The sequence below is a fragment of the Rhodococcus sp. Leaf247 genome, from assembly GCF_001426185.1.
GTDB lineage: Bacteria > Actinomycetota > Actinomycetes > Mycobacteriales > Mycobacteriaceae > Rhodococcoides.
Genome location: NZ_LMRP01000001.1, coordinates 1,692,398 through 1,707,701, shown reverse-complemented (window position 1 = coordinate 1,707,701; position 15,304 = coordinate 1,692,398). Strand labels below are relative to the sequence as shown.

Annotated in this window: 10 protein-coding genes; 7 read left to right on the top strand and 3 right to left on the bottom strand. The window is 67.4% G+C overall.

Features of this window, described 5'->3' with window-relative positions; translation table 11 throughout:
* Positions 1-660 precede the first annotated feature (660 nt).
* The 3 genes from ASG64_RS07980 to ASG64_RS07970 are packed head-to-tail and all read left to right on the top strand — an operon-like array spanning position 661 to position 3,495.
* On the top strand, positions 661-1,128 hold the full coding sequence (locus ASG64_RS07980) for an RNA polymerase sigma factor (RefSeq protein ID WP_056071813.1): 468 nt from the start codon (positions 661-663) through the stop codon (positions 1,126-1,128).
* On the top strand, positions 1,125-1,697 hold the full coding sequence (locus ASG64_RS07975) for a methylated-DNA--[protein]-cysteine S-methyltransferase (RefSeq protein ID WP_042574229.1): 573 nt from the start codon (positions 1,125-1,127) through the stop codon (positions 1,695-1,697). The genes ASG64_RS07980 and ASG64_RS07975 overlap by 4 nt, the downstream gene beginning before the upstream one ends.
* Positions 1,698-1,716: 19 nt before the next feature.
* Positions 1,717-3,495 carry an acyl-CoA dehydrogenase gene (locus tag ASG64_RS07970; RefSeq protein ID WP_056071810.1) on the top strand — a complete coding sequence of 593 codons (1,779 nt, stop codon included), beginning with the start codon at positions 1,717-1,719 and terminating at the stop codon, positions 3,493-3,495.
* An 8-nt stretch (positions 3,496-3,503) separates the two neighbouring features.
* Here ASG64_RS07970 and ASG64_RS07965 read toward each other — a convergent pair whose 3' ends face one another.
* On the bottom strand, positions 3,504-5,684 hold the full coding sequence (locus tag ASG64_RS07965) for an MMPL family transporter (protein ID WP_056072922.1): 2,181 nt from the start codon (positions 5,682-5,684) through the stop codon (positions 3,504-3,506).
* 93 nt (positions 5,685-5,777) lie between these two features.
* Between ASG64_RS07965 and ASG64_RS07960 the strand changes: the two genes are divergently transcribed.
* From ASG64_RS07960 to ASG64_RS07945, 4 genes are all read left to right on the top strand, one after another.
* Positions 5,778-7,181, top strand: coding sequence for a guanine deaminase (locus ASG64_RS07960; RefSeq protein ID WP_056071808.1), 1,404 nt, complete (start codon positions 5,778-5,780; stop codon positions 7,179-7,181).
* A gap of 4 nt (positions 7,182-7,185) precedes the next feature.
* Positions 7,186-8,130, top strand: coding sequence for a hypothetical protein (locus ASG64_RS07955; protein WP_056071805.1), 945 nt, complete (start codon positions 7,186-7,188; stop codon positions 8,128-8,130).
* A 64-nt stretch (positions 8,131-8,194) separates the two neighbouring features.
* A complete protein-coding gene (locus ASG64_RS07950; RefSeq protein WP_056071800.1) occupies positions 8,195-8,866 on the top strand; it encodes a GntR family transcriptional regulator in 672 nt (223 codons plus the stop codon).
* The gene (locus ASG64_RS07945) at positions 8,863-10,071 is read left to right on the top strand and encodes an MFS transporter (RefSeq protein WP_056071797.1); all 1,209 of its coding nucleotides are present in this window, start codon (positions 8,863-8,865) and stop codon (positions 10,069-10,071) included. Before ASG64_RS07950 ends, ASG64_RS07945 begins: the two co-directional genes overlap by 4 nt.
* A gap of 16 nt (positions 10,072-10,087) precedes the next feature.
* On the opposite strand, the gene ASG64_RS07940 is transcribed toward ASG64_RS07945, so the two are convergent.
* Both ASG64_RS07940 and ASG64_RS07935 read right to left on the bottom strand, forming a co-directional pair.
* Positions 10,088-11,407, bottom strand: coding sequence for a M1 family metallopeptidase (locus tag ASG64_RS07940; protein ID WP_056071794.1), 1,320 nt, complete (start codon positions 11,405-11,407; stop codon positions 10,088-10,090).
* On the bottom strand, positions 11,404-15,264 hold the full coding sequence (locus tag ASG64_RS07935) for a Pls/PosA family non-ribosomal peptide synthetase (RefSeq protein ID WP_156388332.1): 3,861 nt from the start codon (positions 15,262-15,264) through the stop codon (positions 11,404-11,406). Before ASG64_RS07935 ends, ASG64_RS07940 begins: the two co-directional genes overlap by 4 nt.
* Positions 15,265-15,304 lie beyond the last annotated feature (40 nt).

The following is a 15,304-nucleotide window of genomic DNA, read 5'->3' as shown; positions in this document are numbered from 1 at the left end:
CTTGCTGCACCCGACAGCAGCCGCGATGCCTGGCTGCGAGGGGTGTACACACAGCTGACGTGAAGTGAGCACTCGTTGCTGAAGGTTGCAGGGTGTGTGCGGTTCACGCAGGGGGTGTGCACTCGGATTTGCTGCACCCTTGCGTCGCAGTGCCGGCTGAAAAGAGTCCGCGCACAGCCGACTGCACCTCGCGCTGCTGCGCCCGGCTGCAAGGTGTGTGCACACGGCTGGTGTGAAGTGAGCACCCGTTGCTGCAGGCTGCAGGGTGTGTGCGGTTGACGCAGGGGGTGTGCACACAGCTGGCCGCACCCTTGTGTCGCAGTGCCGGCTGAAGAGAGTCCGCGCACAGCCGACTACACCTCGCGCTGCTGCGCCCGGCTGCAAAGGGTGTGCACACGGCTGGCGTGGAGTGAGCACCCGTTGCTGCACGCTGCAGGGTGTGTGCGGTTGACGCAGGGGGTGTGCACACGGCTTGCCGCACCCAACAGCGCCGCGGCGCCCCGCTGCAAGGGGTGCACACACAGCTGGCGTCAACTGAACACCAATTGCTGCAGCCTGCAAGGTGTGTGCGCTTCACACAGGGGGTGTGCACACAGCTCGCTGCACCCGACACCCCGCCGATTCTCACGTTCCGCCACCCTCACGCGTTTACTGATCGTGATGCTTCCGTTCGAGACTGTCGTGCAGACCCACGGCGCCGTGGTGCTGCGGGTGTGCCGCGCCGCGGTGGGTCCCGTCGATGCAGACGACGCGTGGTCGGAGACATTCCTGTCCGCTCTGCGTGCCTACCCGGACCTGCCGGCGGATGCGAACGTCCAGGCGTGGTTGGTGACCATCGCGCACCGCAAGGCGATCGACATGCACCGCGCGGCCGCGAGGCGGGCAGTGCCCACCGCCGAACTGCCCGACCGTCAACAGACGGCTCCCGATGAGAACCATGCGTTGTGGGCCGCTGTCGCTGCACTGCCCGACACCCAGCGACTGGCCGTCGCGTATCACCACATCGGCGGGTTGCCGCACGCGGATGTAGCTGCGCTGCTGGGCAATTCGACTGCCGCGGCCCGGCGCGCCTGTGCCGACGGTATCGCCACCCTGAGAAGGACCACCACGAGGAGTGAGTTGCTGTGACTGCCCCGACGGACCTGACTGCTCTACACGACCGTCTTCTGCGCAGCGCCGAGAGGGAGGGCCTGCTGGACGTTGCCTACCGGACCATGGATTCACCCGTCGGCACGTTGCTGCTCGCGGCGACCGATGTCGGAGTGGTGCGCGTGGCGTTCGACGTCGAGGGCCACGACAGCGTCCTCGCGATGTTGGCGACGCGCATCAGCCCCAGGATCCTGAAAGCGCACGGGAGGCTGGACCCGGTCGCGCGCAGCCTCGACGCCTACTTCGCGGGTACGGGTCGACGCATGGACTTCGCCGTCGATCTGCAGCTCGCCTCCGGTTTCCGACGCGATGTCCTGGGCCGGCTGCAGCAGATTCCGTACGGGTCGACGCGCAGTTACGCCGCGATCGCCGCCGAGACCGCGAGTCCCGGCGCTGTCCGTGCTGTCGGGTCGGCGTGCGCGCACAACCCGTTGCCGCTGGTCATTCCCTGTCACCGCGTCGTCCGGTCGGACGGGTCGCCCGGTCGCTATGTCGGGGGAGAGGACGCGAAGCTGGCATTGTTGGCACTCGAGTCCTCGCCGCGGTGACCGGTATTACTCTCGGGGTATGTCCTCTGCTGCCGAAGTACCCGCGAATCTGATCCTGTCGCGTCGTGATCTCGAATTCCTGCTCTACGAATGGCTCGACGTCGAGTCCCTGACCGAGCGCAAGCGGTTCTCCGACCATTCCCGTGAGACGTTCGACGCGGTCATGGAGCTCAGTGAGCAGATCGCGGTGAAGCACTTCGCGCCGCACAACAAGAAGGCCGACGCGAACGAGCCGCACGTCGGCGACGACGGCAAAGTCGTCCTCATCCCCGAGGTCGAGCAGGCGCTGAGGGTCTTCAACGACGCCGGTCTGATCTCCGGGCAGTTCGACGACTCGCTCGGCGGATTGCAGTTGCCGACGACGGTGTCGAAGGCCTCGCTGGCGTGGTTCCAGGCCGCGAACACCGGTACCGCCACCTACCCGTTCCTCACCATCGGCAACGCGAACCTGCTGATCGAGTACGGCGGCGAGGCGTTGGTGGACAAGTACGTGCGCCCGATGCTCGAGGGCCGTTTCCACGGCACGATGTGTCTGTCCGAGCCCGGAGCCGGATCGTCGCTCGCCTACATCACGACCAAGGCCGTGCCGCAGGACGACGGAACGTACGCGGTGAGCGGAACGAAGATGTGGATCTCGGGTGGCGAGCACGAGCTGGGTGAGAACATCGTGCACCTCGTGCTGGCGAAGATTCCGGGCGGCCCGGCCGGCGTCAAGGGAATCTCGCTGTTCGTGGTCCCCAAGACGCTGGTGAACGAGGACGGCTCGCTCGGCGAACGCAACGACGTGAACCTGGTCGGCTTGAACCACAAGATGGGCTACCGCGGAACCACCAACACCCTGCTCGCTTTCGGTGAGAAAGGCGGCGCCACCGGATATCTGGTAGGCGAGCCGCACAAGGGCCTGTCGTACATGTTCAAGATGATGAACGAGGCCCGTATCGGTGTCGGCATGGGAGCGACCGCACTCGGATACACCGGGTACCTGCACTCGGTGGCCTACGCCCGCGACCGCGCGCAGGGTCGCCCGGTGGGGGACAAGGATCCCGCCGCACCGCAGGTGCCGATCATCGACCACGCCGACGTGCGCCGGATGCTGCTCGCCCAGAAGTCCTATGTCGAGGGTGGTCTCGCGTTGGGACTGTACTGCTCGCGATTGGTCGACGAGCAGATCACCGGTGACCAGGAGGCTGCCGAGCGCGCGGGCTTCCTGCTCGACGTGCTCACCCCGATCGCCAAGGCATGGCCGTCGCAGTGGTGCCTCGAGGCCAACAATCTGGCCATCCAGGTGCACGGTGGCTACGGCTACACGCGCGACTACAACGTCGAGCAGTTCTACCGGGACAACCGACTGAACCCGATCCACGAGGGCACCAACGGAATTCAGGGCCTCGATCTGCTGGGACGCAAGGTGGTCGCACAGGGCGGCCGAGGTCTGCAGCTGCTTGTCGACGCCGTGACGGCCACCATCGATGCGGCGTCGGGTGAGTACGCCGAGGCGTTGAAGGCGGCACTCGATCGACTCGTCTCCGTCACCGGAACCGTGTGGGGACAGGGTGATCCGGAAGTCGCACTCGCGAACTCCAGTGCCTACCTGGATGCGGCCGGCCACCTCGTCGTGGCGTGGTTGTGGCTCGATCAACTCAACGCTGTGGGCGACAAGGAGGGCGCGTTCTACGACGGCAAACGAGTTGCCGCGCAGTACTTCTTCCGCTACGAGTTGCCCAAGACGGGGCCGATGTTCGATCTGCTGGTCTCCCTCGATCGCACGACTCTGGATCTCGACACGACGGTTCTGTGATCGGTCCGTCAGTCCCTGGCGCTCGCCAGGGCTGACGGCCACCAGATCTTCCTGCCGATGTCGTAGGACAGGGCGGGCACCAGGATGCTGCGGACGATGACGGTGTCCAGCAGAACTCCGAAGGCCACGGCGAACCCGAGTTCGGCGAGGATCACCAGCGGCAGCACGCCGAGCACGGCGAACGTCGCCGCCAGCACGACACCGGCGGAGGTGATGACGCCGCCGGTGACGGCGAGCCCGGTCAGGATGCCCTGGTGCGTACCGTGTTTCAGAGTTTCTTCGCGGACGCGTGTCATCAGGAAGATGTTGTAGTCGATTCCCAGCGCCACGAGGAACACGAAGGCGAACAGCGGGAACGACTGATCGGCACCGGCGAAGCCGAGCACGTGCTCGAACACCAGGCCGCACACTCCGAGCGTCGCCGCGAACGACAGCACGACGGTGAGTATCAGGATGAGCGGAGCGACGATCGCTCGCAGCAGCACGGCGAGCACCACGAAGATGACCACCAACACGATCGGGATGATGAGGTTCCGATCGTGGATCGACGCGTCCCGCACATCGACGGTCACGGCGGAACTCCCGCCCACGCGGACGTCCGCATCGGGAAGGTCGTGCAGCGTCGCGCGCAGGGTCTGCACCGTGGACAGCGCCGCATCCGAGTCGTAGGGATCGGCGAGGACGGCGTTGATCATGATGCGTCCATCGATGGGCTGGACCTGCAGATTCGCCGGGGCACAACCGGATTGGGCAGCCGCCGCCAGAGCGTCGGGTCCGAGTGTCCTGATCAGATCCTGGATCTTCGCGAAGTCGACCTGCACGCACACCGATCCCGGCGCCGTGGCGACGCCGGGCGCCGCCGATGCGGCCGCGATCACGTCGTCCGTCGCCGAGGCGCGAGCGGTGATGACGGCGGGCGCTCCGGTGCCGGGGTCGAACTTCGCGTCGTAGAGTTCCTGGCCGGCCACGGCCGGCGGGCGGTTCGTGAACGATTCGGTCGTGGTGATGCCGCCCGTGTCGAGGCCGGTGATTCCGACGATGCACAGCAGCAACAACACACTGGCGCCGATCCACGCCGGGCGGTGACGTCGGCCGATCGTGTCGGCGATGCGGCCCCAAGCGCCGTGGGTGGCGATACCCGACGCCTGATCCACGCGGGGTGTGCGAGGCCAGAAGACCCACCGACCGGCCAACGCCAAGGCCACCGGGAGGAACGTCATCATGACGAGAAGCGTCGCGGCGATGCCGATGGCGGCGACCGGCCCGAGGCTCTTGTTCGAGTTGAGTTCCGAGAAGCTCAGGCACAGCAGTCCGATGATCACCGTCGCCGCCGATGCCACGATGGCGGGTGCCGACTCCTTCCAGGCGCGGATCATCGCGTCGAAGCGGCTGTCGTAATGGTGCAGCTCTTCCCGGTACCGCGAGATGAGCAGCAGGGCGTAGTCCGTTCCCGCCCCGAGGACCAGGACCGACTGGATGCCCTGGCTCTGGCCGGTGAGGGTCAGCAGATCCGCCTTGGCCAGGAAGTAGACGACGACCGAGGACAGGCCCAGCGCCAGCAGCGCCGACAGGATGGGGAAGAACCACAGCACCGGTGAGCGGTAGACCACCAGCAGGATCAGCACGACCACCAGCAGAGCTGCCCCCAGAAGGGCGCCGTCGAGGCCTTCGAACGCGTCGATGAACGCGACCAGCAGTCCGCCGGGGCCGGCGGGGAGGACGTCGAGTTTGTCGCCGGCTGCTGTCGTTGCGGTGTCGAGAACCTCCTGCTCGGTGGCGGCCAGTTCGTCTCCCGCTACCTCCGCACCGTCCTTGTTCGCCACCAGCGGGACGTAGAGCGCGGCGGTGCGACCGTCCTCGGAGTACTGCGGCGGAGTCATGGCCGTCGCATCGACGCCCTCGATTTCGGTGAGCGCCTGCCGCGCCGCCAGGACGGTGGCTCGGTCGTCGTCCGTGAGGGGTTCGGGGCTGTCGAACATGACGAACCCGGGGATGGTCTGTACCGACAGGAACCCCGCGCTCTCGGTGTTCACACGGGTCGATTCGGCCGACCCGGGCAGGTACGACGCGTTGTCGTTCTTCTGCACCTCGGAGAGTTTCCCTTGGAAGGGCCCACCGATCAGTCCGCCCAGGAACACCAGCACGGCGACGATCACGACGGAGATGACGGGGCGACGCGCAGAGGTCATGGACGAGTACACCACCGCAGGCTCGTGATGGCGAGCACAGTGTACGAATCGAACTGACGCGCGGGAACGGCCCGGATTTGTTTCACTATCGCTGTGACTCACCACATACATCGGGGCCGGATCTTCCACATCGCCGGTCAGCCGGTAGTGACAGGTGCTCGAGAAGCTCTGGTCTTCGAGGACGACGGTGCTCTCGTCCTCGATCCCGACGGTCTCGTCGCCTGGTGCGGAGACCACTCACAATTGCCGCCCGAGTACGAGTCGGCCACGGTGACCGACCACCGGCCGGGCTTCGTGCTGCCGGGTTTCGTGGACACCCACATCCACTTCCCTCAGACCTATGCCGGCGATTCCTACGGCGGTGGGCAGCTGCTGGAATGGCTCGAGCGGTGCATCTTCCCGTCCGAGTCGAAGTTGGAGGACCCCGCGTTCGGACGCGCCGCGGCAGTCGAATTCACGAACCAGCGTGTGCGGGCGGGCACCACCGCCGCCATGGTGTTCGGCTCGGCCTTTCCGCCGGCGCAGGACGCGTTGTTCGAGGAGACCAGGCGCCGCGGCCTGCGCATCGTGAGCGGTCGCGGGATCCAGACGCGGGGCCCCGACTCCGCCGGACCTCTCTGCACCAGCGAGCAGGCTGCACTCGACCTGACGGCCGCGGAGGTCGAGAAGTGGCACGCGGCGGACACCGGCGACGTGGACACCGCGTTGTTGCACGTCGCTCTGGTGCCCCGGTTCTCGCTCTCGGTGACCACCGCGACACTTGCGGGCCTGGGCGAGATGTACAGCGATCTGCGTGGTCGCGGCGTCTACGTACACACCCACCTCAACGAGAACAATCGCCCCGGAACCGGTGAGGTCGACGCCACGAAGGCCGACTACCAGGTCGACTCCTACCTCGACACGTACGACGGAAAGTTCCTGCCCGGGTCGCGGATCGGCGGTGAAACCCTGCTGGGTCGGCGCACGATCATGGCGCACGCGGTGCACTGTCAGGACGGCGAGTTGGCGCGTATGGCCGAGACGGGTACGTCCATCTCTCACTGCCCGGTGTCGCAACTGTTCCTCGGCTCGGGGACTATGCCGTGGAAGCGCACCGTGGCGTCCGGGGTCAACATCTCGCTCGGAACCGACCACGGAGGTGGCGACGAGTGGCTGATCTCCCGCGTCGCGAACGACGCTTTCAAGGTGCACATCACCGAACCGGGTGACGACGGTGTGTCCATGCACCCCGCGGAGATGTTGTTCGTGGCCACCCTCGGCGGTGCTCGCGCTCTCGACATGGAGAACCGATTCGGCAACTTCGACGTCGGCAAGGAAGCCGACTTCGTGGTGATCGATCCCGAGCGCTGGCCTGCCCTGAACAATGCGGTCACGCACGGCGCTCGTGCCGACGACGCAGAGATGGCGCGGGATCAGACGTTGTTCGCCCTGCTGATGCAATTGCGCGAACCGGCTGTCGCGCACGTGTACGTGCAGGGCCGGAAGATCGACGCGTAGAACAGTGAGCACTGCAACGGTTCTGGTGGTCTGTCACCCCACGTCGGTCGACGAGATGCGCGCCTGGGCCACGGAGGTCGAGGCCGTTGCGGCGTCCTCAGCGGGGTTCGTCGGACTCCATCTGGCGCAGGAGGGTGCTTCGGCAGTGGTGCTGCGGTTCGACGGTGCCGACCGGCTGACGTCGTTCCTCGACTCCCCGAAATGGACGCGACTGGTCGAAGCCGGTGCCGCGCACGGGGTGTTGCGCAGGTTCGGCGACGTGGTGATCGTCGACGGGGGTGCACCCCCGACCGGAGTCGAGGTCTTCGTCCACGACGTGGCAACGCCTTCCCGAGACGAATTCCTCGCAGCTCAGCGTCATCTGACGACGCTGGGAGCCGACGCGTCCGGGCACGAGTTCTCGCTGGTATACGGCCCGGATGCGCTGCCCGGTGGAACGGAGGCATGGCTCTCCGTCGTGAAGTTCCGCACCGATGCCCAGCTCGCGACGTGGTTGAGCTCCGCCGATCGGGGCTCCGCGTTGTCCATGGTGCGACCGCATCTCACGCGGGACTTCTCGACCTCCGCCGATATCGATCGCTTCGGATCGATCGTGCGCGTGCGGGACGGCGAATCCGAGGTCACGCCGAACTGGAAATCGGCCATGATGGTGCTCCTCGTGCTCTACCCGACGGTGATGCTGCTCTCGCGTTTCCTCGGCCCGCACCTCGACGCCGTGGGGATCGACCCGTGGCTGTCCATGTGGCTGAGCCAGATCGTGTCCGTCGGCGCCATGACGTGGTTCCTGATGCCGTGGGCGACCCGCGGCTTCGCCTGGTGGCTCGACCCGGAGCGCGGGGCCGGCCGACGCGTGTCGGTTCTCGGTGCGCTGGTGGTCGCCGGTGTGTACGCGGTGACGCTGGCGCTCTTCGCCTCGGTGCAGTGGCTGCAGTTCTGGGATTACGTCTGACTCGACTGTGTGGTCGGCCACTCCGGGGTGGTCGACCAGGACGGACACTGCTTAGATACAAGACGTGCGCAACACAGATGCAACCGTCTCGTCGTCCGATCGGGCGTACGCGACGGTCAAGGAACTCATCGTCTCCGGCGAGCTGCCGGGTGGTGAGCTGATCAGCGAGGGGCAGATCGCCGAGCGCACCGGCACCAGCCGCACCCCCGTCCGCGAAGCGTTCCTGCGACTCGCGGCCGAAGGATGGATGCGGCTCTACCCCAAACGCGGAGCCCTGGTCGTTCCGGTGGCACCGGACGAAGCGACGCACCTGGTCGCCGCTCGACGACTGGTCGAGACCGGATCACTCGAGGCATTCGCCCAGGACGCGGGGAGCCGAGCCTCCGCCACCGCGCAGATGCGGGAGAGTCTCGTCCGGCAGCGCGCGCTCGCCGACGCGGGTGACTCGCTCGGCTTCGCCGCGGAGGACGCAGACTTCCACACCGTCGTCGTCACGCACGGGGACAACCCCCTGCTGTCGACCTTCTACTCAGGATTGCGTGACCGGCAGCGCCGCATGACCGCGAACTCCGTGGCACGTAACCCGGACGTGTTGTCGTCGATCATCGACGACCACACACGTCTCACCGAACTCGTCGAGCAGGGAGACGTCGCCGGCTACGACGCCGCCCTCGTCGACCACATGGCCGCAACGCATTCTCTGGCGTCGCGGCGGACAAGGACAGAATCCCGATGACCGTTCTGGATCGCGGAACCACAACTCGCACATGGCTGCCCGTCGCCTTGGGCATGCTCGCCGTCGCGTGGGGTGGCAACGAATTCACGCCGCTGCTCGTCATGTACCGCGAGGGCCACGGCTTCTCGCCCGTCATCGTCGACGTGTTCCTCTTCGCCTACGTCGTCGGCATCGTTCCGGCGCTGTTGATCGGCGGTCCACTCTCCGATCGCTACGGTCGACGCCCCCTGATGCTCCCCGCGCCGGCCATCGCGGCGGCCGGGTCGATCATCATCGCCCTCGGATCGCACACCGCCCCGCTCCTGGCCACGGGCCGCGTGCTCAGCGGTGTCGCTCTCGGGTTGGGCATGGCGGTCGGCGGGAGCTGGCTCAAAGAACTGTCCGCCGACACGGTCGGAGCGGGTGCTCGCCGCGCCGCGATGTCGCTGACCGGCGGATTCGCCGTCGGCGCCGGTGTCGCCGGAGTGCTGGCGCAGTGGGCGCCGTGGCCCGAAGTGCTGCCGTACCTGGTGCACGTCGCTCTCGCGGCGATCGCTACAGCCGCCCTGATCGGTATCCCGGAAACGCGGATGCGCAGCGAGAACACCGGTTCGCTGATCGACGACCTGAAGATTCCGTCGGCGGGTCACCGCCGCTTCGTCACCGTGGTTCTCCCCACAGCGCCCTGGGTCTTCACCGCGGCCAGTGTCGCGTACGCGGTCCTGCCGGGCCTGATGGCGGACCATTCAGGATCGTTCCCCATCGCGTTCTCCGCACTGCTCGGTGTCGTCGCCCTGTCGTCCGGCTTCGCGATCCAGGCAGTGGGCCGACGGATCGACACCCCGCACAATGCACGGGCGATCATGGTCGCGCTCGCGATCATCGTGGTCGGCATGACCCTGGTCTCCGTCGCGGCGGACGTTCTCACCGTGCCGATGGCGCTGCTCGCTGCGGCGGTGCTCGGATGCGGGTACGGCATGGCGATGGTGTCGGGACTGCAGGAGGTCCAGCGCATCGCCGGACCGAACGACCTGGCCGGACTGACCGCCGTGTTCTACTCCGTCACGTATCTCGGCTTCGCCGTCCCGGCGATCCTGGCGGTGGTGGTCGAGCAGTTCCCCGGTTCGGTCACCTACCCGGAACTCTTCGTCGCCGGTGCAATTCTGGCGGCGTTGACCCTGGTGTTCGTGGGTCTGAAGGACGCCAGCTGGAGAAAGGCGCGCTGATCGGGGTCGACCCCGGTCAGGGCAGGCGGGGAAGCCGCTTCTTCCGCAGCCACGACTCCCAGAAGTCGTCGTCGCTGCCGTACTTCTTCGCCAGAGCGACGAAGTCGGCAGTGGCCACCGTCGAGTGCCGGAACGTGGTGGTCCACTCACGCAGCAGATCGAAGAACGGTCCGTCGCCGAGAGTGCGCCGAAGAGCATGCAGCGCAAGGGCTCCGCGCTTGTAGACACGGTCGTCGAACATGTCGTCCGGTGTCGGATCCGCCAGGACGAGGTCCTGCGGAAGCGACGACAGCCGACTGTGCGCTCGCGTGGCTTCCTGATGCGCGGACGGACCGTTCGAGTTCTCGAACCAGATCCACTCGGAGTAGCAGGCGAATCCCTCGTGCAGCCAGATGTCGCTCCACCGACCGATGGTGAGGCTGTTGCCGAACCACTGGTGCGCGAGCTCGTGCGCGACCAGACGTTCGTACCCGCGGTCACCGGCGCAGTGGTTGGCGCCGAAGATCGACAAGGTCTGTGCCTCGATGGGGATTTCGAGTTCGTCGTCGGTGACGACGACGGCGTAGGAGTCGAACGGATACGGCCCGAACGACTCGACGAACGTCTCCATCATCTGCTGCTGGCGACCGAAGTCGTGGTCGAAGTTGCGCCGCAGACGCGCGGGCAGGACGGCGTCGACGGGAACCGGTGTGCTGCAGACCCGATGCCTCTCGTACAGGCCGATCTGCACCGTGGCCAGGTAGGTCGCCATCGGCTCCGGCTGCTCGTAGACCCACGTGGTGCGCGAGGACTTCACGTACGTGTGCGTCAGAGTTCCGTTGGATACGACGTGGTACGGCGAATCGGTCGTGACCGAGATGGTGTATGCCGCTTTGGAACTCGGGTGATCGTCGCACGGGAACCACGACGCGGCGCCGTTCGGCTGACTCGCGACGATGGCACCGTCGGTCAGTTCCTCCCAGCCGACCTCGCCCCAGACGCCCTTGATGGGTGCCGGGTTGCCGCTGTAGGCCACGGTGAGAACGAACGGGGTGCCCTCGGCGATCGGTCGCTGCGCCTTGACGGTGAGCTTCGCGCCGCGGTGGGTGAAGCGCACACCGCGCATTCCCGCGATACCGACCTTCGACGGCGACAACGCCGGACCCATGTCCAGGGAGAACTCGGAGATCTGTCGAGTGGTCACCGCGTGGACGACGGCTTTGCCCGACAGGCGGTTCGAGTGCACCTTGTATTCGAGGGACAGCTCGTAGCGATCGACGGAGTAGCCCCGGTTGCCGTTCTGCGGCAAGTACGGGTCGATCGGGGAATCGCGTGCCGCGCCGACGTCCTGGGTCATTTCTCGGTCCAGGGCGCGATGGGGTTGCCCTGCCACCGGCTGGACTCCGGCACGGTGTCACCGCGCATGACCAACGACGCCGGACCGACGGTCGCTCCTGCGCCGATTCCTGCCGCGGGGAGTGCGACGCAATGCGGGCCCAGAGTGGCGCCCGCCCCCAACGTGACCGTGTCCATGCTCATGATCCGATCATGGAACAGATGTGTCTGCACGACGCACCCTCTGTTGACGGTCGCGCCGTCGCCGAGTGTGATGAGGTCCGCCTCGGGCAACCAGTAGGTCTCACACCAGACTCCCTTCCCGATGTGTGCGCCGAGCCAACGGAGCCACAGGTTCAGAACCGGTGTTCCCTCCGCCGCCCGAGCGAACCACGGCGCCGCGACGACCTCCACGAATGTGTCGGCAACTTCGTTGCGCCACACGAACGAGCTCCACAGCGGGTGTTCCACCGCACCGATCCGACCGACCAGTGACCACTTCGCGGCGGCCGAGACGATCGCGGCGACAGCTCCCGCCACCAGTAGGACAACGCCGCTGAGGAGCGCGGCCGCCCAGTAACCGATCTCGCAGGCAATGGCGGTGAGGGCCGCGAGGACGCCGAAGCCGACGGCGAACGACACGACGACCGGGACGAGGCGACATGTCTCGACGACGGCGCGCGCGATCTTCAGCTTCCGCGGCGGATCGAAGGTGCGCGTGGTGTCCGACGAGTTGGGGGCGCGGCGCAGGCGTACGGGCGGGCTGCCCAGCCACGACGAACCGGACTTCGCCTTGGCCGGCGCCGCGGACAGCACCGCGACCAGACCGTTCTTGGGCACTCGACGTCCGGCGGCCGCCATCCCCGAGTTGCCGAGGAACGCACGCTTGCCCACCTTGGCTTCACCGAGGTGCATCCATCCGCCACCGAGTTCGTAGCTGGCGATCATCGTGTCGTCGGCAAGGAAGGCGCCGTCTCCGACGGTGGTGAACTTGGGAACCATCAGCACCGTCGACGCTTCGACGTCCTTGCCGATGTCGGCACCCAGCAGTCGCAGCCATCCCGGTGTCAGGAGGCTCGCGTACAGCGGGAACAGGAACGTGCGAGCGGAGTCCATGAGCCGTTCCGTCGCCCACACCTGCCACCCGATCCGGCTGCGGACCGCGTGGTGCCCCGGTACGAGTCCGATGGACAGCAACCGGACCGATGCCAGAGTGATCGCCGCGAACACGATCAGCGAGATCAGCGCCGCCGGAGCGACGAGCGCGAATCCGAGACCGACGGCCCCGAGTCCCGTTCCGGCGTCCGAAATCCCGACGACGACGAGCAACAGACCCACAGCGATCGACACCAGAGGCAGTCCCGACAGCAGCAGCGAGGTCAGTCCGTAGACCGGCACCCATCCCCGTCCGCGCGGGGGCGCCGCGTCGGGCCACGGATGGGTGGCCTTGCCGACCTTCGCGGCCGGGGATCCCGACCACTGCTGACCGGCCTTGACCTTGCCCGAGACGGCGGACCCGGCGGTGATCTCGGCGTTGCGGCCGATGCGCGCCCCGGGCAGAAGTGTCGAACGCGCCCCGACCGTCGCGCCGGCTCCGACCTCGATCGAGCCGATGTGGACGACGTCGCCGTCGATCCAGTACCCCGACAGGTCGACCTCCGGTTCGAGCGCGCACCCGTCACCGAGAGTGAGCATGCCCGTCACCGGGGGCAACGTGTGCAGGTCGACGTCGCGCCCGACCGTCGCACCGAGAGCCCTCGCGTAGTAGACCATCCACGGTGCCCCGGACAGGTTCGATGCGCCGCTGGCGTCGGTGAGGCGATTGGCCGCCCACAACCTGAGGTGGACGCTCCCGCCGCGCGGGTGCGAACCCTCGGTCACGCCGCGCATGAGCGCGCGAGATCCGACGACGGACACAGCCATGCGTCCGACTGGGGTGACGAACAGCAGGAAGCCGAGTGCCAGCCACCACCACGACAGGGTGGGCAACCACGCGTGCGGGGAGACAGTCGACGCAAGGTTGGCCACGACGCCGAGCCAGGTGACCCATTGCAGCCCGGTCAGCGTCGTCAACGGCAGGGTGGCCAGTACCTGCGCGAGTTGCGCCGACCGCGGGGTCGGCGTCACGATCCGCTTCTCCGTCACGGGTGGCGGAACCAGTGAGTCGAGCAGCGCCACCAGCGAACCCAGCCGCGGGTGGTCGTAGAGTTGGGCCACGGTGATCTCGGGGAACCGCTCGCGCAGGCGAGTCACGAGCAGAGCCGCGGACAGCGAGCCGCCACCGGCTGCGAAGAAGTCGGCGTCCAGTGACCCGATCTCGGAGCCGAGCACGTCGCTCCACAACTCGGCCACCCATCCGGCCGTTCCGGCGAGAGCCGAGTCCTCGACGGGACCTCCGCGTCGGGGTAGCGGCCAGGGGAGCGCGGCGCGGTCCACCTTGCCGGACGTCCGCGTCGGCAGCTCGTCCACCAGTGCCAGTCGCGGAACCATCGCGGCCGGAAGTTGCTCTGCCAGAAGCTCTCGCGCGCGGACGGTGTCGAAGTCGGGGTCCGTGCTGACGAGGTACCCGACCAGGACAGGCGTGCCCGATCCGGTGGTGCGTACCGCTGCCGCCGCGCCGCTCACGCCGGGCAGGGACTGCAGCGCGTTGTCCACCTCACCCAACTCGATGCGTCGTCCGCCGACCTTCACCTGGTCGTCGGCACGGCCTTGGAACAGCAGCCCCTCCAGCTCGAGGCGCACGAGATCGCCACTGCGGTAGGCGCGTTCCCAGCCGAGGGACTCCATGGGTGCATACTTCTCGGCATCCTTCACCGGATCGAGGTAGCGGGCGAGCCCGACACCTCCGATCACGAGTTCGCCGACATCGCCGATCTGCACGGGTCGATCGTCGGGACCGACGACCGCCAGATCCCAACCGTCGAGGGGCAGGCCGATGCGGACCGGGCCGACGCCGTCCATCAGGGCGGCGCACGCGACGACGGTCGCCTCGGTGGGGCCGTACGTGTTCCACACTTCACGACCCGGAACAGCAAGGCGCTCAGCAAGATCGGGTGGGCAGGCCTCACCGCCGAAGATCAGCAGTCGAACGTCCTCCAATGCCTCGCGTGGCCACAGTGCGGCCAGCGTGGGCACCGTCGACACGACGCTGATGTCGCGGGCGACCAGCCACGGGCCGAGGTCCATGCCGCTGCGCACGAGCGAGCGGGGCGCGGGCACCAGGCAGGCGCCACTACGCCACGCCAGCCACATCTCTTCGCATGACGCATCGAAGGCCACCGAGAGTCCGGCCAGGACGCGGTCACCCGGACCCATCGGTCGATCCTGGAGGAACAGCCGTGCCTCGGCGTCGACGAAGGCAGCGGCATTGCGGTTGCTCACCGCGACGCCCTTGGGCTTACCCGTCGACCCCGAGGTGAAGATGACCCACGCATCGTCGTCGGGAGTGGGGCGACCGACGGCGCGGCCGGTGCTCGGCGCGCCCGTGCTGGTGACCCCACCGGCGGAGATGATCGCCGTGACGCCCGCCTCGGAGAACACCATGTCGGCGCGCTCGTCCGGATCGTCGACATCCACGGGCACGTACGCGGCGCCGGCGGCGATCACCGACAGGATCGCCGCGTACAGGGAGTAGCTACCCGACGGCATCCGCACGCCGACGCGGTCCCCGGCGCAGACGCCGTGCCGAGACAGCCAGCCCGCCCCCTCGTCGATGTTGTCCAGGAGTTCGGCGTAGCTGACCGTGGTCGTGCCGTCGTCGAGTGCAGGCGCATCGGGCCAGGAACGCGCGGTGGCCTCCAGGATGTCCACGAGGGTGCGCCCCGGTGCGGCCAGATGGGAGCGGACGTACTCCTCGGGAATGCTGATCTGCAGGGACAAGTCGGGCGGCCTCTCGGGGTGAACAGCACTTCTCACGTTC